The organism is Roseivirga sp. YIW32, assembly GCF_057219245.1.
In genome coordinates this window covers 1,309,253-1,332,145 of record NZ_JBXVVG010000001.1, presented here as the reverse complement: position 1 = coordinate 1,332,145, position 22,893 = coordinate 1,309,253, and the positions used below count along the sequence as shown (strand labels likewise).

Annotated in this window: 22 protein-coding genes; 8 read left to right on the top strand and 14 right to left on the bottom strand. The window is 43.1% G+C overall.

All coding sequences use genetic code 11. The annotated features are described in order from the left end of the window. Window positions 1–105 precede the first annotated feature (105 nt). Window positions 106–519, bottom strand: a complete 414-nt coding sequence (locus AC2D6U_RS06425; RefSeq protein ID WP_484720126.1) for a hypothetical protein — start codon at window positions 517–519, stop codon at window positions 106–108. Between the two features lie 300 nt (window positions 520–819). On the opposite strand from AC2D6U_RS06425, the gene AC2D6U_RS06420 reads away from it, so the two are divergent. The 4 genes from AC2D6U_RS06420 to AC2D6U_RS06405 all read left to right on the top strand — a co-directional run bounded on the left by AC2D6U_RS06420 (window position 820) and on the right by AC2D6U_RS06405 (window position 6,466). Beyond that, entirely contained in the window at window positions 820–1,275 is a 456-nt protein-coding gene (locus tag AC2D6U_RS06420) for a hypothetical protein (RefSeq protein ID WP_484720125.1), read from the top strand. A 142-nt stretch (window positions 1,276–1,417) separates the two neighbouring features. Then, window positions 1,418–2,287: an SDR family oxidoreductase gene (locus tag AC2D6U_RS06415; RefSeq protein WP_484720124.1), complete on the top strand. Its 870-nt coding sequence runs from the start codon at window positions 1,418–1,420 to the stop codon at window positions 2,285–2,287. Between the two features lie 343 nt (window positions 2,288–2,630). Then, the gene (locus AC2D6U_RS06410; protein WP_484720123.1) at window positions 2,631–5,363 is read left to right on the top strand and encodes a TonB-dependent receptor; all 2,733 of its coding nucleotides are present in this window, start codon (window positions 2,631–2,633) and stop codon (window positions 5,361–5,363) included. A 47-nt stretch (window positions 5,364–5,410) separates the two neighbouring features. Then, window positions 5,411–6,466 carry a phytase gene (locus tag AC2D6U_RS06405; RefSeq protein ID WP_484720122.1) on the top strand — a complete coding sequence of 352 codons (1,056 nt, stop codon included), beginning with the start codon at window positions 5,411–5,413 and terminating at the stop codon, window positions 6,464–6,466. A 39-nt stretch (window positions 6,467–6,505) separates the two neighbouring features. Here the strand turns inward: AC2D6U_RS06405 and AC2D6U_RS06400 are convergent, their stop codons facing one another. The 4 genes from AC2D6U_RS06400 to AC2D6U_RS06385 form a co-directional block, all read right to left on the bottom strand. Continuing rightward, entirely contained in the window at window positions 6,506–7,597 is a 1,092-nt protein-coding gene (locus AC2D6U_RS06400; RefSeq protein WP_484720121.1) for a 6-phosphofructokinase, read from the bottom strand. A gap of 129 nt (window positions 7,598–7,726) precedes the next feature. Continuing rightward, entirely contained in the window at window positions 7,727–9,532 is a 1,806-nt protein-coding gene (gene typA, locus AC2D6U_RS06395; RefSeq protein WP_484720120.1) for a translational GTPase TypA, read from the bottom strand. 535 nt (window positions 9,533–10,067) lie between these two features. Continuing rightward, window positions 10,068–10,985, bottom strand: a complete 918-nt coding sequence (locus tag AC2D6U_RS06390; RefSeq protein ID WP_484720119.1) for a DUF6268 family outer membrane beta-barrel protein — start codon at window positions 10,983–10,985, stop codon at window positions 10,068–10,070. Window positions 10,986–11,024: 39 nt separating this feature from the next. Further along, window positions 11,025–11,951, bottom strand: coding sequence for a LysR family transcriptional regulator (locus AC2D6U_RS06385; RefSeq protein WP_484720118.1), 927 nt, complete (start codon window positions 11,949–11,951; stop codon window positions 11,025–11,027). An 89-nt stretch (window positions 11,952–12,040) separates the two neighbouring features. On the opposite strand from AC2D6U_RS06385, the gene AC2D6U_RS06380 reads away from it, so the two are divergent. Together AC2D6U_RS06380 and AC2D6U_RS06375 are read left to right on the top strand one after the other, a co-directional pair. Next, window positions 12,041–13,000, top strand: a complete 960-nt coding sequence (locus AC2D6U_RS06380; protein WP_484720117.1) for a sodium-dependent bicarbonate transport family permease — start codon at window positions 12,041–12,043, stop codon at window positions 12,998–13,000. 3 nt (window positions 13,001–13,003) lie between these two features. After that, entirely contained in the window at window positions 13,004–13,945 is a 942-nt protein-coding gene (locus AC2D6U_RS06375; RefSeq protein WP_484720116.1) for a universal stress protein, read from the top strand. 8 nt (window positions 13,946–13,953) lie between these two features. Here the strand turns inward: AC2D6U_RS06375 and AC2D6U_RS06370 are convergent, their stop codons facing one another. Both AC2D6U_RS06370 and AC2D6U_RS06365 read right to left on the bottom strand, forming a co-directional pair. Continuing rightward, window positions 13,954–14,526, bottom strand: a complete 573-nt coding sequence (locus tag AC2D6U_RS06370) for a carbonic anhydrase (RefSeq protein ID WP_484720115.1) — start codon at window positions 14,524–14,526, stop codon at window positions 13,954–13,956. A 21-nt stretch (window positions 14,527–14,547) separates the two neighbouring features. Next, window positions 14,548–14,982, bottom strand: coding sequence for an SRPBCC family protein (locus AC2D6U_RS06365; protein WP_484720114.1), 435 nt, complete (start codon window positions 14,980–14,982; stop codon window positions 14,548–14,550). Window positions 14,983–15,070: 88 nt separating this feature from the next. On the opposite strand from AC2D6U_RS06365, the gene metG reads away from it, so the two are divergent. Further along, window positions 15,071–17,131, top strand: coding sequence for a methionine--tRNA ligase (gene metG, locus AC2D6U_RS06360; protein WP_484720113.1), 2,061 nt, complete (start codon window positions 15,071–15,073; stop codon window positions 17,129–17,131). Between the two features lie 106 nt (window positions 17,132–17,237). Then, entirely contained in the window at window positions 17,238–18,470 is a 1,233-nt protein-coding gene (locus AC2D6U_RS06355) for a M20 family metallo-hydrolase (RefSeq protein WP_484720112.1), read from the top strand. Window positions 18,471–18,625: 155 nt separating this feature from the next. Here AC2D6U_RS06355 and AC2D6U_RS06350 read toward each other — a convergent pair whose 3' ends face one another. The 7 genes from AC2D6U_RS06350 to AC2D6U_RS06320 form a co-directional block, all read right to left on the bottom strand. After that, window positions 18,626–19,297, bottom strand: a complete 672-nt coding sequence (locus AC2D6U_RS06350; RefSeq protein ID WP_484720111.1) for a hypothetical protein — start codon at window positions 19,295–19,297, stop codon at window positions 18,626–18,628. Next, window positions 19,294–19,986, bottom strand: coding sequence for a hypothetical protein (locus tag AC2D6U_RS06345; RefSeq protein ID WP_484720110.1), 693 nt, complete (start codon window positions 19,984–19,986; stop codon window positions 19,294–19,296). Before AC2D6U_RS06345 ends, AC2D6U_RS06350 begins: the two co-directional genes overlap by 4 nt. Then, window positions 19,983–20,321 (bottom strand): PadR family transcriptional regulator, encoded by a 339-nt coding sequence (locus AC2D6U_RS06340; protein WP_484720109.1) that lies wholly within the window; start codon window positions 20,319–20,321, stop codon window positions 19,983–19,985. Before AC2D6U_RS06340 ends, AC2D6U_RS06345 begins: the two co-directional genes overlap by 4 nt. Window positions 20,322–20,398: 77 nt before the next feature. Continuing rightward, on the bottom strand, window positions 20,399–20,683 hold the full coding sequence (locus AC2D6U_RS06335) for a thiamine-binding protein (RefSeq protein WP_484720108.1): 285 nt from the start codon (window positions 20,681–20,683) through the stop codon (window positions 20,399–20,401). Window positions 20,684–20,827: 144 nt separating this feature from the next. After that, window positions 20,828–21,394 carry a class I SAM-dependent methyltransferase gene (locus AC2D6U_RS06330; RefSeq protein ID WP_484720107.1) on the bottom strand — a complete coding sequence of 189 codons (567 nt, stop codon included), beginning with the start codon at window positions 21,392–21,394 and terminating at the stop codon, window positions 20,828–20,830. Window positions 21,395–21,633: 239 nt separating this feature from the next. Beyond that, entirely contained in the window at window positions 21,634–22,194 is a 561-nt protein-coding gene (gene pth / locus AC2D6U_RS06325; RefSeq protein ID WP_484720106.1) for an aminoacyl-tRNA hydrolase, read from the bottom strand. A gap of 69 nt (window positions 22,195–22,263) precedes the next feature. Further along, window positions 22,264–22,890 carry a 50S ribosomal protein L25/general stress protein Ctc gene (locus AC2D6U_RS06320; RefSeq protein WP_484720105.1) on the bottom strand — a complete coding sequence of 209 codons (627 nt, stop codon included), beginning with the start codon at window positions 22,888–22,890 and terminating at the stop codon, window positions 22,264–22,266. Window positions 22,891–22,893 lie beyond the last annotated feature (3 nt).

Sequence of the window (22,893 nt, the reverse complement as noted above, 5' to 3'; positions counted from 1 at the left end):
CGCGTCAAATGGAAAATAAGGAAAAGGGCTCACAATCTTTCACAGGAAAATCTATCCAGTGCATTTAGCGTGACAAGGCATAAACACCTTTCACGAAGTAAGTCGCTATCGATTGATTTTGAAGTTTTCTAGTTTGATATCATCAACGCCTACATCATCAAAAGGATATTCCATCTGGTCTTGAATGTTGTAAAGCGACATTAAAATGAATTGCGTCGCCACGACAATGAAATAAACCACAGAGGTGTTTTCTTTAGCGCCAATGTTGTATACAATTGTTGGCGCATATATGATAGGGAAAACAAAAATGAACACCAGACAATAGGCCTTCAAGGCTCTAGGGGTACGGTGAATATTGATGGCATGCACGTTCTCGAAGCCTTCCTGCAATCCATTCATGTACTTGAAGATCCGATCGCGAATACGACGCGGAATACCATCTTTCAAATGGATCACAAACTCTTGCAGTTCATCAATCGAACGGTCAATATCGTCTGTGCCTTCCGTGTTTTTGCGCAAGTGAATGATGACTTCTTCACTGATGTTTTCTACTATGGATTCAAGCTTTTGCTTATCATCGGGGGTGAGGTCGAAGCTAAGTTGCAGGTAAAAGTAAATGGTTTTGAGAGCAGCTCGTTATTGACTTAAATGCTCAAGTGCTTTTTCACGCCTTCGAAAAGCCCCTCGAATATTAAACACCAAGGGGAAAATGATGGCAATACTCAGTAAAGTGAGATCGACATTATACCCCAAATTATACTGAATGGACAAGTAAGTCACTAAAAACGAAAGGACAAAGCTTATGCCCTGACAGGCTTCGTGATCGAAGATATTTCTGAAGTGGCCAAACGAAATGATGGCAAGAGGGTCAAGAATAAGGTACACCCGTTAAATCAGGACGATATCACCTCCATTCAAAATGATTTCTTTCAATTCATGATCGGTAATACAGATTACTCCACCACCTACCAGCACAATGAAAAGATGATCTTTATTGAAGGGAAAAACGCCATTCCTGTGCCCTATGATTTTGATATGTCAGGAATGGTGGATGCCAGCTATGCGGTGGTGTCTCAAATACCTGGAGAGGAAGTGAATATCACGGATGTGAAACAACGCTTATTTAGAGGTTTCAAAAGAGATGATGCTTTATTTGAGCAGGTCAGGCAACAATATTTGAGTCAAAAAGATGTCTTTTTAAATATGATCGATGGCTATGCCGAGGATTTCATCAATCAGCGCAATTTCAATGATACCAGGGAATATATACTGTAATTCTTCAGTATTTTGGAGGATGATGGTGAGTTCAAACGCATGATTTTAGACAAAGCCAGAACACTTTAGTTTTAAAATTGACAGGTCAAAACATCCATCACTATTTTTAATCCCTATCTTAAAGAATCAAAACAAACTCACTATGCGAATTGATGGAATGCTCAAAGAAGGAGCGTTAAAAGACCAAACGATCATTGTAACCGGCGGTGGCACCGGATTGGGAAGAGCCATGGGTACCTATTTTTTGGAATTGGGAGCCAACTTGGTCATCACCAGTAGAAAAATTGATGTGCTGAAACAAACCGCTGACGAAATGATGGAAGCGACAGGGGGAAAGGTATTGGCAGTGCAATGCGATGTCCGTGATTACGCCCAGGTAGAAAATGTCATCAAACAAACCGAAAGCCATTTTGGTCAAATACACAGTTTGCTCAATAATGCCGCGGGGAATTTCATCAGCCCAACAGAGCGTTTATCGCCGAATGCTTTCAATACGGTCATTGACATTGTATTAAAAGGTACAACAAACTTCACGCTGGCCCTCGGAAAGCGATGGATTGACCAAAAGCAACCCGGTACCGTACTTAACATAGTGACTACTTATGCCTGGACTGGATCAGGTTATGTGGTGCCCTCGGCATGTGCTAAGGCTGGAGTTTTGGCCATGACAAGGTCATTGGCAGTTGAATGGGCAAAGTACAAGATCAGAATGAATGCCATTGCACCGGGGCCATTCCCAACGGAAGGTGCATGGAGCAGGTTGCTGCCTGGTGATTTAGTCAAGAAGTTCGACCCGGCGAAGTTGGTACCCGTTGGTCGGGTAGGAGACCATCAAGAGCTCGCCAACCTGGCGGCTTATCTGATGTCGGATTATTCGGCGTATGTCAATGGCGAAGTGGTTACCATTGATGGTGGGGAGTGGTTGATGGGGGCAGGTGAGTTCAGTCACCTCGAGAAGATACCCCAGGAGATGTGGGACATGCTTGAAGCCTCACGCACAAAAAAGGGATAAGCCCCAAGTTGCTTTGGGGCTATTGGAAAGCGAAGAGAAAAATCAAGAAAATAGAATTTTAAAGTAAAAAAGACTTTACCGCAATACGATTTTATACCGATATATAAAAGCAAGTAACCTTTACAGAGCTTTTTTTTTATTTGACAAGGGTATTTTTGCGCGTTATTTAATCTAAAATTAATTTCTAAAAAGCCTACGTCACACAGGCTTAAAGAGAGACTGCTAGATTTCAATTTTAAATAATATTCAAGTCACGATAATGTTGGATTGGATCATCAGCTTTGGGTAAACACCAAAAACGATGAGAAAACACTTTATTATTTGCCTACTTTTTTCACTCTGTATGAGCCCTATTTTGGCTCAGACAGGGATATTGACCGGTCGTGTGACCGATGAACTTGGACTAGGTTTGCCAGGAGCGAGCATACAGATAAACACACTAAATAAAGGAGTACCTACTGACGTAAACGGTTACTTCAAATTGCTAGAGTTGGCCAATGGAGACTACACTGTAAAAGTCACTTTTATCGGTTATAAAACGATAGAACAACAAGTATCTATTACATCTGGGGCAACTTTGGAGTTGAATTTTAGCATGATTCCTGGTTTTACTACTGCAGGGGAGGTTATGGTCATTGGTGACCGGCTGAAGGGACAAGCAAAAGCATTGAATGAGCAAAGAACTCGGCCCAACATTACGAACATAGTGGCAGCAGATCAAATCGGGCGTTTTCCAGATGCAAATGTGGGTGACGCATTAAAACGTATTCCTGGTATTACGATTCAGAATGATCAAGGTGAAGCTAGAAATTTCATCATACGTGGTTTAGCGCCTCAATTGAATTCAGTAATGCTCAATGGAGAGAGAATTCCTTCGGCCGAAGGCGACAATAGAAATATTCAGCTGGATCTGATCCCTTCAGATTTAATCCAAACAATTCAAGTAAATAAAGCTGTGCTTCCTGATATGGATGCTGACGCGATTGGTGGATCTGTGAATTTGGTTACACGTTCAGCACCGAGCGGACAACGGATATCAGGAACGTTGGCTTCTGGTTATAACTTTCTGTCACAAAAGCCGATCTGGACAGGTACTCTAATTGCAGGTGATAGGTTTATAAACAACAAGCTAGGAGTATTGGCCTCCGTCAGTTACAATGATCACGATTTTGGCTCAGACAACGTAGAGGCAGTTTGGTTTGAAAATGATCAAGGACAAGCTGTATTAGAGGAGTTTGATGTTAGACAATATTACGTGCAAAGGAGAAGGAGAAGCTTCAATCTTGCCCTTGATTACGAGATCAATCCTAACCATAAGCTTTATCTATCTGGTATTTACAACTGGAGGGATGATTGGGAAACCCGCTATAGAATGAGAGTATCACAAATGGATGATGCTTTCGATGATGGTTTGGCGATTCCTGATGGTACTAACGTGTGGAATATGCCTGCAAGGGTTGGTTTCCAGACCAAAGGAGGGATTGGGAATAACAGAGTAGATAACCGAAGATTAGAAGATCAACGAAACAGAAATATAAGCTTAAGGGGTGAGCATCAATTCAGTAAGCTTGGCGTGGATTGGTCTGCCACGTATGCTAGAGCTTCAGAAAAGCGCCCTAACGAACGATATATTGAATATCGAGAATCAGATCAAGCCGTAACGCTAGACCTTAGAAATCCAGAGTTCCCAAATGCCTTTTTGACAAATCCTGCAGATAATTTTGGTATTGGTTTCAATGAGATTACAGAGGAATTCCAAGACACGTACGATGAAGACTTTAATGCGCGCTTAGATTTTACACTTCCCGCTTCGCAGAACACCATTCTAAAGTTTGGTGGTCGGCTAAGAACAAAGAATAAAGTAAGAGAGAATTCCTTTTTCTCTTACGAACCACTTGATGAAGATGCCTTTGGTGCAACACTAGGGGACGTACCAAATACAGACATAACGAATCCAGATTATTTGGCAGGAAGTCAGTACAGAGCCGGATATTTCGTGACGCCTCAGTTCTTAGGCGGCTTAGACCTAACTAATGGTAATTTCTTCGATCAGTCAGATGAGAGAGAAGAATACATCCCAGGTAATTTCGAAGCTGATGAAGACATCTTCGGCGGTTACGTGATGGCAGACGTTACGTTAAATAGTAAATTGTCGGGTATTGTAGGCGTAAGAGTAGAATCTACTGCAATTGAGTACACTGGTAATGAGTATGATATTGATAATGATATCATCACAGAAGAAACGGCTTCCCAGAACTATACCAACTTCTTGCCAGGGGTTCACTTGAATTATAATTTTACAGATTATACCGTTTTGAGATTCGCATGGACGAATACCATTGCAAGACCAAACTATTTTGATTTGGTTCCTTATGCAGAATTCGTGCAAGAAGATGATGAGTTAACAAGAGGTAATCCAGAGCTTGATCCAACCACATCGATGAACTTCGATCTGATGTTCGAGCATTACTTTACGAATATTGGACTTTTCTCAGCAGGAGCTTTTTATAAAGATGTAGACGATTTTATCTATGAGCGGGTCGTTGAAGACTACACAGACCCACAGTATGGTCCTGACCTGGAGTTTACCACATTCTTAAATGGCGGTACGGCAGAGATCTTTGGGCTTGAATTCGCTTTTCAAAAGCAGATTTGGAAAGGCTTGGGTGTTTATTTGAATTATACTTATACTCAGTCTAGCACAACGGGTATTCAAGGTAGGGAGAACGATGATTTGGCTTTGCCTGGAACTGCTGAGAACATGTTCAATGCATCGCTTTCGTGGGAAACAGACAAACTTGTTCTGCGGGCCTCTTTGAACTATGCAAGTGACTATATCGATGAGTTGGGTGGTGATACATTTGAAGATAGGTTCTATGATAAACAGACTTTCCTTGACTTGAATGGTTCTTATGCCTTCACGCCAAACTGGAGGTTTTTCTTTGAAGTCAACAACTTAACGAATCAGCCATTGAGGTATTACCAAGGCATTAGCAGCAGAACGATGCAAATGGAATACTACAATGTGAGATTTAATGCTGGAGTCAAGTTTGACTTGTTCGGGAGAGATAATTAATCTGTACACTTAAAAAGAGGTGGCTTAGGCCACCTCAAACTTTTAAAATGAAGAAACAATTTTTATTATCCTGTTTGGCATTGATCTTAATGATGGCTTGTGAGCAAAAACCTAAGATCCATCCCGACGCTGTTAAACCTGTATTATCAACGGATCCAGTGAAATACGACACGGACGATCCTGCTATTTGGATTCATCCCACAATGCCTTTAAACAGTTTGATCATTGGAACAGATAAAAATGAAGATGGTGGTCTTTTCGTTTTTGACCTCAATGGTAAGATCCTCGCAGAAAAAACAGTTAGTGGTCTAAAAAGACCGAACAATGTAGATCTATTACAAGGTGTGGTTTTTAATGAAGATACATTGGATATAGTTGTAACGGGAGAGCGAATGACCCACAATATGCGGGTTTTCTCTGTTCCCGATATGGAGCCACTTGATAATGGTGGAATTCCTATTTATGTAGGCGAAGAAGGGCTAGAATATCGAGATTTAATGGGGGTGGCTCTTTATCATCGACAGCAGGACGGCAAAGTCTTCGCTTTTATGGGGAGAAAAACGGGGCCATTGGCCGATTATCTTTGGCAATATGAGCTAACAATGGACAGCCTTGGTACCATTCAGGCTCAGCTGGTTCGAAAATTCGGTAAGTTCTCGGGTAAGAAGGAGATCGAAGCGATTGCCGTGGATGCAGAGATGGGATATGTCTATTATTCCGACGAAACGGTGGGCATCAGAAAGTATTACGCTGATCCGGAAAAAGGCAACGAAGAATTGGCCTTTTTTGGTCAGAATGATTTTAAAAAAGATCATGAAGGAATCTCCATCTACAAAACAGGACCAAGTACAGGTTTTTTGATCGTCTCAGACCAGCAGGATAATGCTTTTAATATCTACCGTAGAGAAGGAGATAATGGTAGAGCGCATCAGCATTCCTTGATCAAAAAGGTCTATGTTTCGACAATGGAGAGTGATGGTTCTGAAGTAACCAATGTTGCTCTAGGTTCCGCATATCCTAAGGGTTTGTTCGTAGCTATGTCAGATGATAAAACATTTCAATACTATAGAATAGAGGAGATTCTAGGCGATCTTTTAGATTAAAATTGGTTTTTCAAAAAGGGTCACATCAGTGGCTCTTTTTTAATCCCCAAAAGAAATGCCCACACTCTTGGCTGTTTTGACCATGTAGCCTTCCGGCTCGACTGTTTTATAAGAGTCAATGGCTTCTTTGATCGGCACAGCAGAGATCTGATGGTCTTTAAAGATCACCATCTTGCCGAAGTCTTTGGCCATTGCTAATTCTAGCGCTTTTACGCCATACAAAGTAGCCAGTACACGGTCAAAAGAAACAGGCGTGCCTCCTCTTTGCAAGTGCCCTAATATCATTTCTCTAATGTCCGCCTCACAGCCTACATTTTTCAACTGCTGGGTAAGCATATGGGCTACACCACCCAAACGTACATTTTCATAGCCTACCTCATCACTTTCTTTGGCCGTGATCTGTCCATCAACCGGAAAGGCTCCCTCTGCAATGACGACGATGACAAAACCTTTTCCATTTTTGTATCTCGATTCAATACGTTCTTTGACTTTTTGGATAGTGTAAGGTATTTCAGGAATCAGGCATACTTCTGCGCCTCCTGCAATGGCAGCATGCAGGGCGATCCAACCCGCATTACGCCCCATGACTTCTAAGATCATGACGCGGTGATGACTCTCAGCTGTTGAAACCAGCTTGTCTACTGCATCGGTCGCTTCCTGCACCGCGGTTTGAAAACCGAAGGTGTAATCTGTTGCTGACAGGTCATTGTCGATGGTTTTCGGCACACCAATCACCGGCATGCCCATTTCGAATAGCTGTTGGCTGATGGCTTGAGATCCGTCACCGCCAATACTGATGACGCAGTCAAAGCCCATTTCTCGCACCATTTCGACGGTTTCTGCCGATCGGTCAACTTCCTCCCATGAGCCATCCGGTCGTTGTGTTGGACAACTGAATGGGCCACCTTTCGTGGTCGTGCCGATAATGGTTCCACCTTTGACGTGAATACCGGCTACCTCTTTGTTCGTTAGACGGATGATCTCCTGTGGCTGCCGCAACAGACCATTATAGGCTTCAATACTCCCGTATACTTCAATCCCTTCTCGCTCAGCTTTCTTGACAATCGCTCTGATCACAGTGTTTAGACCAGGACAATCTCCGCCGCCAGTGAGTACTAATAATTTCTTCATGTGCCATGTCGTTCTTCTCTTAAATTAACCAAGAAGCATCGATCACACCAATGAATACAATTAAAAATGGTTCACCTACAGAAGTAAATGAACCATTTAAGTGAAATGATGAGGCGCTAGCCCCTCGTATTAACCTTGGCTTTTGGCCATTCGTAAACGTGTATTTTCATCCAAGTAGATCTTACGCATGCGCATACTTAGCGGAGTAATTTCCAGGTATTCATCTTTTTGAATGTATTCCATGGCCTCTTCTAGAGAAAAACGCTTTGGAGGAGCTATCTTCGAGTTGTCATCAGATCCTGAAGCTCGCATGTTCGTCAGTTTCTTACCCTTCTGAACATTCACGACGATGTCGTTTTCTCTTGAGTTTTCTCCAATGACCTGTCCGGTGTAGAGTTCTTCACCAGGAGCAACAAAGAAAGTGCCTCTGTCTTGCAATTTATCCATTGAATAGGCTGTTCCGGGGCCATTTTCCATCGAGATCAATGATCCATTCAATCGTCCTTTGATCTCGCCTTTGTAGGGTTGGTATTCTTTGAAGCGGTGGTTCATGACGGCTTCACCTGCTGTAGCGGTCAACACGTTGTTTCGTAATCCGATCAACCCCCTTGAAGGAATGTCAAACTCTAAGTGCTGCTGATCGCCTTTCGGTTCCATGATCTTAAGCTCTCCCTTGCGTTGGGTGGCTAATTCGATCACTTTTCCAGAGACACTTTCAGGAACATCCACCACCAAGGACTCGATAGGTTCGCAACGTTGTCCATCAATTTCTTTGAAGATCACCTGAGGCTGTCCAACCATCAATTCATAACCCTCACGTCTCATCGTTTCAATAAGGACAGACAAGTGGAGAATGCCGCGACCATAGACCAAGAACTTATCTTCGGAATCGGTTTCTTCAACGCGTAGTGCCAAGTTCTTTTCGGTTTCTTTCATCAAACGATCACGCAGGTGTCGAGAAGTAACAAATTTACCTTCAGAACCAAAGCCTGGTGAGTTGTTGATGGTGAACAACATGTTCATTGTGGGTTCGTCAATGGAAAGACGTGGTAATGGCGCAGGATTTTCAAAATCGGTAAGGGTGTCACCAATGTCGAAATCATCCAATCCAACAATGGCACAAAGATCGCCTGCTTTTACTTCGGTTGCCTTTTGTCTGCCGAGTCCTTCAAATGTCTGTAGTTCCTTGATCCGCACGCGTTTGATCGTGCCATCAGCTTTTGTCATGCCCATAGACTTGCCTTCTTCAAGCTTGCCTTGGTATACGCGGCCAATCGCAATACGACCGACATAAGAAGAGTAGTCAAGCGAAGTGACTTGGAATTGTGGAGTTCCTTCCGGACTTGGTGCCTCAGGTATGGTCTCGAGGATCTTGTCCAATAAAGGAGTAATGCTATCGGTTTGTTTCTGCCAATCATCGCTCATCCAACCCATTTTTGAAGAGCCATACATGGTTTCAAAATTCAATTGCTCTTCTGTGGCATCGAGGTTGAACATCAAGTCAAATACTTGCTCATGGACTTCATCTGGACGACAATTCTCTTTATCTACCTTGTTCACAACCACAATAGGAGTGAGGCCAAGGGCTAATGCTTTGCTCAATACAAAGCGTGTTTGAGGCATAGGGCCTTCAAATGCATCTACTAAAAGCAACACACCATCAGCCATCTTCAATACGCGCTCTACTTCTCCACCAAAGTCTGCGTGACCAGGGGTGTCGATGATGTTGATCTTAACGTCTTTGTAAACAACGGAAACGTTTTTCGATAGGATGGTGATCCCTCGTTCACGCTCCAGGTCGTTGTTGTCTAATATCAGGTCGCCTGATTCTTGGTTATCTCTAAACAGCTTAGAGGCATGGATGATCTTATCCACTAGGGTAGTTTTGCCATGGTCAACGTGTGCAATAATGGCAATATTTCTGATGCTCTTCATGTTGGCTTCTCAATTCAAGCCGCAAAGGTAGGTCTTTAAAATTAGATATTGGTTAAGGGGAGAAAAGTTATTGGTGAAACGATTGTTCTGATAGTCTCTAGTAGTGGGTATTGAGTCTTGAGTCTTGCGTATTGAGTCTTGCGGAATACGAAGAGTGATGTGCTTGAATTTAGGTATTGCACAAATGAGTCTCCCTTCCCTGGTCTTAGGGTCTCCCTAAGAACCCGTTCTCTAGTCTTAGGGTCTCCCTGAGGCCTTTTCACCTTAATAAATGCGTATTGCGATGCGCGGAATATGAGGAGTTGTGTGCTTGGCGGTGAGCACTCCATTTAGGGCTGTTTGACACCATTCCGAAACGCTTTTCTGGTCTTAGGGTCTCCCTAAGACTCGTATTGCGATTCATGATGGGCGTAATATCTAGAGTGATTCTGGGTGTCGCGCACTCCGTTCGGGGTTGTTTGACACCATGCTGAAACACTTCTCGATTAATCTGGCTTTATTGAAGGTTCAACACGGGTAAAGAGTTTCCAATTGATCAGTTATCATCCAATCGAAAACGATAGATCAATTCTGCACGAAAGACCAATCCATCGCGGAAATCGGCATTCAGCTGCTGACGTTCGTCATTAAATCGAAAAGCAGAAAGCCCCCAGGTCACCCGGTCTTCCAAATCATATACCCTGAAGTTTCGACCAATGGAATACCCGGCTTTTGTTTTCAGTAGGAGGTTTTTGGTCAAATCGACATGGAGATAGGCAAAGAGCTCGTTTGACGCCTTCACTAAATAGTTTTCAGGATTCCCTCTATAGGGTTCATTTAAATGATAAGACCTGACAAATGCAGAAAACTCAAGACCCGCTTTGAGACGTGCATTCAGTCGATAATTCATATCCACGGCAAGCGGTAGTCGTACATTCATTTCGAATCGCTCATCTGAGCTCAGGTGATAAAAACCGAAGAGTGGCACGAAGAAGGGACCGAAGCGTTCTCCATTGTAATAAAGTCCAAATTGCCAGGCGAAGCGCTGATGCTTTTTGTACTTCAATAAGGCAATGGCACCCAATTGAAGATCATTTCGACCGATTTGCTTGAGGTCGGACGATAGTTTAGGAAGTAATAAATAGGTGCCGGTCCATTTTACTGAATGCTGGTAATTGATACCTAGTCGAGGGTTCAAAGTATATACTGACGTTAAATTCGGTTCAACCGGATTTACTGCCGTAGAAATGCCTTCCCCATAAAAGCCAAACAGGAGAGCGTGTCCATTTTGAAGCGGTACAGGAATGTTCAAGTCCAAGCCGAATTCTTCAACACGCGTTCCGTTGGTCAAGGTGTCAAAATGGTTAACAGGGGTGTTGGCGTAAAATAGCTTGCCGATGTCAACATATTGCTGCGCCTTTATGGAGAAAAGTGAGCCGCAAAAGCAGCAGAGGAAAAAAATCGTTTGTCTCAAGGTTGAAAGTGGTTTAAAGGCAGAAGATAAGTCTTTCTATCATGGATAGGCTTCATACCAATCAAATTTCTGCTGAATAATCTCTGCTTTGTGTTTTTCAACATAGCTAATGTAGGCTTGAGCTGCCAAAGAGAATCGTTTGTTTTTCAACCAGACTAATTGCCATTGAGAGGTCAAGGGAAAGCCTTTGATGGGTACGATCTCCAGGTGCTTCAATTGAAGGTCATTCTTGGTGCCGATCAGGGGCATGATCGAATAGCCAAGACCTGCTACCACAGCTTGTTTCACGGCTTCATTGGAAGTTAGTTCCATGGAGTTTTGAATGGTGAGGTTTTTAAATGAGGTAAACCGCTCGAGCGTTTGACGGGTGCCTGATCCATCCTCGCGAAAAATGAGGGGAACATTTTCAAGGTCCTCGATGCTTCGAACAGGGTGCTTCTCTATGAAAGCCGCATTGCCCATCAGGTAAAGCTTGTTTTGCATCAAAGGGATGGCCTCTAAACTCATGCGTTCCGGCAAAATGGAGACCAAAGAAAAATCGACAGCATTATCCTCAAGACTTTGTACCACCTGTGCCTTGTTGGTGACATCCATTTTCAGTTTAACGGCCGGATTCTCGAGCAAAAACTGACTGAGGAAATAGGGCATGACGTATTTCCCTGTTGACACTACAGAAAGTTTTAATGTTCCGCTGATCTGACCTTTATATGATTGAATCTTTTGATTAATGGTCTCTGCCTCGTTCAAGATACGCTCGCAGGTTTCGGCAATTTCTTGACCAAATTCCGTGATGTATAGTTTTCTGCGTACAACCTCTGTCAAGGGAATATCAAATTGCTCTTGTAGATTCCTGAGCTGAATGGAAACCGCAGGTTGACTCAGATGAAGAACTTCCGCCGCCTTGGTAATGCTCTTGGATTCACAAATGGTAAGAAAAACACGAAGTTGGTGCAGTGTATAGTTCATAAGTACTATTTATGTATTGCATAATAAATATAAATAAAAATATATGATTGAAATAAAGCACTTTTGTCATAAATGAATAGATCAATGGCATGAGTTTCGAGTTACTAGAAGAAAACCTTAGAAACCCAGCGCTGCTCTTTTTTATCCTTGGGATCATTTCCGTACAATTCAAGAGCGACTTAGAAATACCAGGGACTTCGTCAAAATTTATTTCTTTATATCTTTTATTCTCTATTGGCTTCAAGGGTGGACAGGAGCTGGCACACAGCACCATCACCAGTGAGATTGTCCTTTCCATTGCGTTCGGATTATTGACTGCGGTTGTTATTCCCATTTACACCTTCTTTATTCTGAAAAGAAAGCTGTCTATAGAAAATTCAGGAGCCATTGCTGCGGCTTATGGATCTATTTCGGCTGTCACTTTTGTTACCGCAGTATCGTTTTTGGAGCTTCAAGCCGTTTCCTTTGGCGGACACATGGTGGCGATTATGGCCTTAATGGAGGCTCCTGCCATTGTGGTTGGCGTAGTATTAGTCAAGAAATTTTCGAAGTCTTCAGTAAATGGTGGTATTTCGCACATTGTAAAACATGCCCTGACCAACGGCAGTGTGCTTTTGATCATTGGCAGCTTGATCATAGGCTTGTTGGCAAGTGACAAACAAGCAGAGGGCATTGCACCGTTCACGACAGATATCTTCAAAGGCTTTTTAGCCATTTTCTTGCTTGATATGGGCATAAGCAGTGGTAAACACCTCAAGTCCTTTCTTGATAATGGCTGGTTTACGACGTTCTTTGCCATTTTTATCGCGCTATTCAATGGCACTATAGTAGCCGTACTCAGCGGGCTTGTGACGGATGCCATCGGCGATCGCTTCATGCTGGCTGTTTTGGCAGCCAGTGCTTCTTACATTGCTGTTCCGGCTGCAATGAAAATGACGGTACCGAAGGCTAGTCCAGGCTTGTATTTGCCGATGGCCCTTGCGGTTACTTTTCCGGTGAACATCACCCTAGGGCTTCCCATCTATTTTTACATCGTTCAAAACTTTTAAGTCATGGAAAATTTCAACACGTGGTCAATTCTTGTAGAGCAACATCAACCGAATGAGGTTTTGGTGGAGCAGATCGCACAGCTCGCTAATCAATTCATTCCGAAACAAATACATTTTCTGTTGTTGGATAGCAAGGAGGATCTACCCAAAGAGCTGTTGGCAGATCTGCCTGATTTGGTTGAAACCGAAGCCAGCGAACGCTACCGAACGTTCCAGTCTCTTGTGCAAGAAAAGTTTCATCCGGATCATCGGATCCAGATCCAACAAGTGAGTAGAGTAAAAATTGGTCATTTATTGAAGGCAATAGCGGAGCTAAAAACTGAGCTGTTGATCCTCTCAAATGACAAACAGTCAGAGTTAAAAACCTTAACGCTAAAAGTGGCTCGCAAAACGGGAGCTAGCGTGCTTATGCTTGATCCAAACGATCGCTTGGTTTGGGAGCAGATCGTATTGCCTGTAGACTTTTCGGTGTACTCCTTATTGGCGACACGCGTGGCCAAACAAATTCAATTGGCAAAGGAAATGGATCCGGAGTTGCAATTTATCCATGTGTATGAAGACGGATCTCGCTACTTAAATCAAGTATTCGAAACAGTGGATGAGGTAAATATCGCATTGAAGAAACAGTCGTTGGTAAATAAAAAACTCGAACAGTATGCTTATGCCAAGATGGTGGAGTATTTGGATACCCATTTCACCCAACCCGTACCAGCGAAATTGGTTGAGCACGGCAGAGATAAAACAGTGGCCGATGTGTTGAAAAAGGAGCTTTCTGAAGAGCCTGCAGATCTACTGATCATAGGCTCTAAAGGCAAGGGTAAATCGATCGCGTCTTTGATGGGAGACACGGCAGATGAGTTTGTCAAAGGGGATCAAGCCTGCAGCGTTTTGGTGGTTAAGCAGAAAGGAGAGAATAAAGGCTTCCTCAAAAGTTTTTTAGCTTGAAAGCTTGCCTATAGCCACTCGATCGTTCCGGTTTCCAACTGATAATAGGCCGAAACTACTTTAACACCAGCAGACTTTACCGCTTCTGAAATGATGGGCTTGGTCTCTTTGATCTCTTCCCCGACTATTTCAGCATTCACTTTGATCGCATTGGTCAGGAGGTCGCCTTTCATTCTTCTGGCCATGTACACCGCAGGTTTGATGCGTTGAATGATAGAGCCAATATGGCCGCCAGGATCAATATCTCCCAAACTAGCTTTTACAGCACCACAATTTTCATGTCCTAGGACAACGATCAATTTAGAGTTTAAGAATTTGATGGCGTATTCGATACTCCCAAACACTTTGTCCTTAGCAACATTGCCTGCCACGCGTATCACAAATAAGTCTCCCAATCCCTGATCGAATAAAAGTTCCGGCACCACTCGAGAATCTGCACAGCTTAGGATCACAGCAAAAGGATGTTGTGCCCCTTTCGTTTCAAAACGCCTGTCGGGGTCAGTATGAGGGTGCTTCAAGTCTCCCTTCACGTAACGCTCATTTCCTTCCTTGAGGAGGCGTAAGGCTTCGTCTGCTGTCATGATTTTTTGAGGTTAAAAAAATTAAGTGAGGCTTTCACATTTAAGTTTAAGGGCTTTATTCATCTCTTCAAAGCTTTTCTCGGTATCTTTCAATAAGGCGCCCATGATGCCAACCAAGAGGCCACTAAAGAATTCGCCATGAACGAAGCGGGTTTGTTGTGCACCTCGCTCTTCTACCATAAAGTAATGTTCTCCATCAAAGATGCCGCGAATACCCAGCTTCCCTTTCCATCGAAATTCATCATTCTTCTCGTATTTGAGCACGATGGGTTCAAAACGCATGTTTCTTCCCTTAAGGGTCCGAACATCAACTTGAAGTTGCTTGTCCACTTGTTTTAGCCCTTTGATCGATCGTATGAACGGATTCCATTCAGGATATGCCTGAAAATCCATTAATACGTCCCATACCTTGAAAATGGATTGTTCTATGATGATTTCAGTTTGGAGATGCTTCATGATTCGATGCTAAGGGGTTTGCCTTTTCTTAATGAAATCTAAGGCTTAAAAACCAACATCTAAAATCTAAGGGATTATCTTTGCAGCCATGACAAAAACGGATTTCAAAAGGCACACGGTGACGGCAGCTTTACCATACGCCAATGGACCTGTGCACATCGGGCATTTAGCGGGTGTTTATGTACCTGCTGATATTTATGTTCGCTACCTGAGGGCACAGGGTGAAGATGTGGCGTTCATATGTGGTTCAGACGAACACGGTATGGCCATCACGATGCGTGCGCGAAAGGAGGGAGTTGAGCCTCAAGAAATCGTTGATCGTTACCACCAGATGATCGAGCAGAGTTTTGATCAGTTAGGGATTTCTTTTGATATCTATTCGAGAACTTCAAAGCCAATTCATCACGAGACGGCTCAAGAATTCTTTAAGCAGTTGCATGCGAATGGGAAATTTGAGGAACGAACCAGTGAGCAATATTATGACGAGGAGGCAAAGCAATTCCTGGCCGATCGTTACATCACTGGGACCTGTCCAAAATGTGGGCATAAAGAAGCCTACGGTGATCAATGCGAGAATTGCGGTTCTTCTTTGAATGCCACGGATCTGATTGAACCTAGGTCAACCTTAACTGGAAATCCACCAGTTCTAAAGGAAACGAAGCACTGGTATTTGCCTCTACAGCACTATGAAAAATGGTTGACGCAATGGATCGTCAAAGGGCATAAAAGTGATTGGAAGCCGAATGTCTGGGGACAATGTAAGTCGTGGATTGACGGAGGTTTACAGCCAAGGGCCATGACACGGGACTTGGATTGGGGAATCAAAGTACCTGTTGAAGGGGCTGATGGTAAGGTCCTGTACGTTTGGTTTGACGCACCCATAGGGTATATTTCCGCGACAAGGGAATGGGCGGAAGCAAAAGGAAAAGACTGGAAGGATTACTGGCAAGAAAAGGATACCAAATTGGTACACTTTATCGGAAAAGACAATATCGTCTTTCATTGCATCATTTTTCCTGCCATCCTCAAGGCTCATGGAGACTATATTTTACCCGATAATGTACCGGCGAACGAATTCCTGAACCTGGAAAATAATAAGATCTCTACCTCTAGGAACTGGGCTGTCTGGCTGCATGAATACTTAGCGGAGTTTCCGGGTAAGCAGGATGTATTGCGCTACACGTTGTGCGCCAATGCACCGGAGTCGAAAGACAATGATTTTACTTGGAAGGACTTCCAAGCCAGAAATAATAACGAACTAGTTGCCATACTAGGGAATTTCGTCAACCGTGCGGTGGTCTTGACGCATAAGTATTTTGAGGGTAAAGTACCTGAGCGAGGTGAATTATTCGATATCGATAAGGACATGTTGGATGCTCTCGGTAAAGTGCCCGCAAATATAGGTGACGCCATAGAGCGCTATCGATTCAGAGAGGCGCTTGCCGAAATGATGGAATTGGCAAGGATGGGAAATAAATACCTGGCCGACACGGAGCCTTGGAAGCTGATCAAAACAGATGAAGCTCGGGTAAAGACGATCCTGAACGTTGCTCTACAACTCGTGGCTAACCTGACCATCGTGGCCGAGCCATTTATTCCGTTCAGTGCAGAAAAGCTAAGAGGCTTTTTAAATATGGAGGAATTAGATTGGTCGAAAGCAGGAAACGACGAGCTTTTGGTTTCAGGTCATCCATTAGAACAAGCACAATTGCTGTTTGAAAAGATTGAAGATCAAACCATTGCAGAACAAGTACAAAAATTAGAAAACACCAAAAAACAGAACGAAATGGAACACCAGGAAGTAACGGTAGCACCGTTCAAAGATGAGATCGTTTTTGACGACTTCATGAAGTTGGATCTAAGAGTAGGAACCATTCTAGAAGCTGAGAAAGTAGAGAAATCGAATAAGCTGTTGAAGTTTTTGGTAGATACCGGCAACGACAAGCGTACAATACTGAGTGGAATTGCCAAACACTATTCTCCTGAAGAGATGATCGGTAAACAGGTCACCATTGTGGCGAATTTGGCCCCTAGACCAATGATGGGGACCGTTTCTGAAGGCATGATCCTAATGGCAGAAGATGCTGAAGGAAATCTCCGGTTGATCGAACCTAATGCCAAGGTAAATCCGGGATCTACTGTGAGTTAAATTAGTTTTGCACGTCATTCAGAAGGTGTCTTGAAAAGACGACTGAAGAATCTTCATAGCAGTTCGGAGGACTCTTCGCTTCGTTCTGAGTGACGAAAAGTGAGAGATGAAGATCAACACCAAACGTTTATTACAAAACATCGAACGCTATGCCGAAATAGGGCAGAAAGGGCGAATTGGTGTTGAACGCATTGCGCTTTCACAGGAAGACAAAGTGGCACGTGATCTGCTGCAGGAGCAAATGCAAGCAGCAGGTCTAGATGTTCATGTAGATCAAATGGGTAACATGATCGGCATTAGGAAAGGGAGACAAAAGGGAAAGCCGGTAGCTTTCGGTTCGCACCTAGATTCCGTTTACTCCGGTGGTCGATATGACGGGCCCTTGGGTGTGCTTGCAGGCTTAGAACTGATTCATCGGTTGAATGAGCAAGGCATCGAGACAGAAAAACCTTTAGCCCTTGTCAATTTCACTAATGAGGAAGGTGTACGCTTTGCACCGGATATGATGGGCAGCTATGTATATGCAAATCCTGATAAACTAGCAGAGATCTATTCAGCTCCGGCTTATGACGATCCAGAGCTTACAGTAGAAAAGGGCTTGGAAGCCATTGGCTACAAGGGAGAAATGACTCCTGGGGCCATTGGTTTTGACTGTTTCTTTGAATTACACATCGAACAAGGCCCTGTGTTGGAGATGGAAAAACGCAACATTGGTGTAGTAGAGATGGTGCAAGGTATTTATTGGACGCGCTACACAATAGAGGGAGAGGCAAATCATGCCGGAACCACACCCATCCAATACCGAAAAGACGCGGGGTATGCGGCAGGACAGGTCATTCAATTTGTGGGGGATTATTGTAGAAAAGCACATAACCACGTCTATGCCACAGTAGGGAGCGTGGCCTTTGAACCGAATACCATTAATATTGTACCCAATAAGGCCACTTTTACACTAGACCTAAGAAGCACAGCCTTTGACACATTGAAGGGGGCTCAAAAAGAGATCAATAGCTTCATCAAAGGCTTGGTCAAAGCACAAAATATGAAATTACAGATCGAGGAGATGGTACGATTTGCGCCCGTTCATTTTCCAACCGAAATGACCAATGCCGTTCAAAACGCAGCGGTAAAAAATCAACTGACCTATAAACGAATGCCTAGCGGGGCCGGCCACGATGCGCAAATGATGGCTTCTGTTTGTCCTGCTACAATGATCTTTATCCCAAGCGTCCGTGGAATCAGCCATAATGTGGAAGAGTATTCGACAGATCAGGACGTAGCCAACGGTGCGCAAGTACTCTTCGATGCCGTTATCGAGAAGGCTGGGGTTAGATATTAGACGCTAGACCTGAGACAAAAGACGTTAACTTTGACTGTTTTATGGGAATGAGTCCTTTTTTGCTGTTCTGACCTGCTTGTGATGATATATGTCTAGGCTCTTAACCTTTTGCACACAGTATGCTCGAGCCAAATACCATGTACTAAAAGATCTTTCTAGGCATACTTTAGATAGCGTTCATTTGCCCATGTATAGACTTGCTCAATACAATCCTTGGTGAATAAGAAAAAGATTGTAACAAGACTGAACACAATGGTGAGTATTGGTAAAGTATTCAATTGGGCATCCAGGAACTCATTTGTGTAGTAGTAGGAGTAATTAATGATGTACATGCCCAAGCCAATTCTAGATAGTTGCGTGCCTATTACAATTGATTTTTTGCGCCATTGCTTGAAACGTTTTCTAAAATAGAGAAAGGGCATAAGCCATAACGCTGTAGAAATGATTAAAACAAAGACCATCTTTGCTTCAACTGGGAGCTCTCTGAGCAAAAAGCTTAGCGAAATCGATGCTAGCACAACTGAAAGAGTGATCCAACCTTTTTCCAAAGAAAAGTACTGACGCAGCACATTTTTTTGAATAGTCCAGTAATGTTGGCGGAAGCTTTTGTGAAAAGAGTCTTCGAATGTACTAAAACCTAAAGGTCCAAAACTCTTATGCACTTCTCGAATAGCCTGTTCTATTGGTTTTGTTGGCTCTTTTTCGAGTTTTCCTTCCACGGCTGAAGCCACATGATCGAGAATCTCCATTTCTACTTCTATGTAGGTAAAGCCTCGGGAGTGAATGAATTGCTTGATCTGTTCGATTTGTTCAGTCGTTAACTTCATTTTAGGGAGATTTTGAAGGTGAATTTCTCTCGAAAGATCTTTAGGCAGATCAAGCCATACAAAATGAAAAGGACGCACATGGTGATGTTGATCACTGGGTATTGTACGGCTTTGTCAATTGATGCCTTTGGAGCGCCCCAGGTCATCAACCCGAGCAGGTAAACGAAAATATTGAACCCCGTAATGCCTAGTCGCGAAAGCTCGAAAATTCGTGTATTTAAGTCGCTGTTCCGATAGGGTAGGTCGAGTTTTTTACATTGAACGTAGAACTGGAGTTGTTTCCAGCCTACAATGAGAAAAGGGATAAAAATACTGGTCACAATAGAGATAAGGAACACCTGTCTTGTAGGAAAAAGTGAGTTGGCCAAGATGATCAAGGTGGTGATTGAAAGGGTGGTCAAAACTGAAGGCCATCCCAGGAAGTATGCACGAAAGAGTTGAGCAAATCTCCGGTTGATACTCTTTTGCCTTAGTTTTTGTTGAGCGCTCATGATGCGTTTGATGCCATTGGCACCACCGAAATTCGGTTGAACCACATCAACGATATGTTCCTTCATGGTTTGATTTCGATCTAAGCGATTTTCATAAGATGACAAAATATGATCATAGAGTTCATCGAAGAACTCCATGTGCTTGATGTCAAGATTCTTCAGGTAAGTGACGACGGCCGACTCCGTATACTGTCTCATCCCATGCCAAGTTTAGGGTTTAACACTTGCTGAAGGCTAAGGATAAACTCCTCTAGTTCTGAAACTTTGGCTTTGGCTTCTGCATTGCCCTCTTGTGTAAGGGAGTAATACTTGCGTACTCTTCCTTCAACCGCTTGCGTTTCAGTAGAAAGGAAACCTTCAGCTTCTAGTTTATGTAGTGTAGGGTAGAGGGCACCTTCGGTGATCTTGAATTCACCAGCTGTCAGTTCCTTTACCTTTTGTGTGATCTCATAGCCATACATGCGATCATTGGATTCCAATAACCGAAGGACAATGGTGGCTAAGCTTCCTTTCAATAGTTTACTCGAAGACATGCACAAGTATACATAATTTTCTTATGTATAAGAAACTTAGGTATCGATTTAATCGATCAATTGCTATGTACTAAGTACTAAGAAAACTTCTCCGTTTTTTCCTTAGCAATCACATCGGCATCTCTGCGGGTATGAATCCGGATATTGATGACCGTTTCAGGACTTAGTTCATTGACCTTGTGGTACAATATATCGACGAGTTTCATGATCTCGTCATACTCTCCCTCAAGCACGGTCTCAAAGGGGCTTACCGTGTAAGGAATACCCGATGACTGGATTATGTGAATGCATGTATCGATGATAGGGAATCCTTTCTCTCTTTCGAGTATGGGAGCGATTTGTATGCCTAGGTTGATCTTCATGTTCAGAATACTTTTTGAAACGATTCGTAGTCCAAATAAGTGGAAACTATGGTTGATCAGCAAGGCGGTCTATTGAATTCTGTTCAACTCTACTCTTCAGGAGTTGAATTCAGAAAGGACAATCAGCTTTGGCGCTAGTTTGCCTTATTTTTCTACCACGATCATTCGATACGCTGTATGCGATTTATGCCCACTACTTTTGTCTTCGAAAATGTAGCTGAATTTCTTATCCATTAGCCTGTTTAGTTTTCGTTCGAAGTCAATGGCCTCATTGAGCAAGTGCACTTTTTGTCCGCTGTCTTGAATACAAACCACTACTAAACTCCCTTTTTTAATTTGCAAGACAATGTTCTGGATCAAGCGCGTTTCCTTAGCCCTGTCTTTTTTGCTGAAATGAAACATGCTGTCGAGAAGAGTGATCTGAAACTTCTCAAATGAGTTAAAAGCGTAAATGTCTTCAACTTGTCCCTTCAAATTTAGGTTTTCAGCTTGCGCGATATGATTCATTTGGTCGATTCCAACCGTTGAATGTTCGATTCCCGTTACCGCATAACCAAGCCGAGCGAGTGCAATCGTGTTTCGACCTTGGCCACAGCCCAAATCAAGCACGCTTCCTTTTTTTGGATATTGCTCAAAGAACGAAATCAACTCCGGATAAGGTGCTCCGAACAAGTCTTCTGTTTCATAGTAGGTGTCGTATGCTGTTTTCATTCGTCTTTTTTACATGAAGCATAGCGTAAGCTACAAGGAACTTTTATACCTTATATAGCGCATATAATTAATCAAAAAGTACCATTAACGCCACTGAATGTAGCGTTTTGTTTTGTATGACGTGCGCTTTTACTTTGTGTTTGTAGGTGTTTACAAACAGCTAATTCATGGGAATTTGAGTGAGATTTTATTCATCAAGCTTCAAGATTCAAGCATCAAGAATCTCGTCCTTAGACTCCCTAATCATTGAACTCCGACATGGTGCGGTTGATGCCGATGGTGGTAAAGGCAAAGATCATGTCAATGGCCTTGTCCATGGCAAAGGGTAGTTCATCGAACTCTTTTTGAGTGAATTTGCTAAGTACATAATCGACTTGTTGCCCTTTCGAGAAGTCATCGCCAATGCCCATTTTTAATCTAGGATAATTTTGTCCACCGGTCAGGTCTTCGATGTTCTTTAGGCCGTTGTGTCCCGCGCTTGATCCTTTGGCACGTAATCGCATGTTCCCAAAGGGGAGGGCAATGTCATCCACCACCACGAGGCAATTTTCTTTGGGCACCTTTAGCTCGTTCATCCAATGGCGCATGGCTTTGCCACTTAGGTTCATGTAAGTGGTGGGTTTGATCAAATGAAGGCTGCGTCCCTTGTGCTTGACTTCTGCATGATAGGCCAACCGATCCATTTCGAAATTCACTCCTTTTTGATCGGCCAATCGATCAAGTGTCAAAAACCCAATGTTATGACGTGTGAGTTCATATTCGGCACCGATATTACCTAGACCTATGATCAAATACTTCATGGGGCGAAAATAAAAAATCCTACCCCAAATTGGAGTAGGATCGTTAATGTATCTCTTAAAAAAGTTGGCTTATTCAGCTGCTGCTGTTGCTTCGCCAGCTTCTTCTGCTTCAGCTTCTTCTGCTTCAAGCTCTTCAGCCGTTTTGCCTCTAAGAGCTCTTGGAATGGCCACATTCACAACTGTAACGAGTGGGCTCGTCAAGAATTCAAAGTTGTTGGTTTCCAATTCGCCTACTTTGATCGCTTTACCGATACGTAAGTTCGTTACGTCGATGTCGATCACTTCCGGCATGTCTTTAGGCAAAGCCTTTACGCTTAATTTTGGATTTTTGATGATCAAGGTACCACCATTCTTCACACCAATCGCAGCGCCAGTTGTTTTCACTGGAATATTCATTTTGATCGGAGTTCCTCTGTGCAACTGAAGTAGGTCGACGTGCAATAACACCTCACTTACTGGATGCCATTGTGTTTCCTGAACGATGGCTTCAACCACGTGTCCTTCAATGTTTACATCAATGAAACAAGCTTCCGGTGTATACAATACCGAACGGAACTGAATGGCAGGTGCATAGAAGTGAATTTGTTCTTCACCACCATAAATGACACCCGGTACCATACCTTCTTGTCTTAACTTGTTTGCTTCAGATTTACCGAGATTTGCTCTTTTAAACCCTATAATCTCTACTTTTCTCATGTT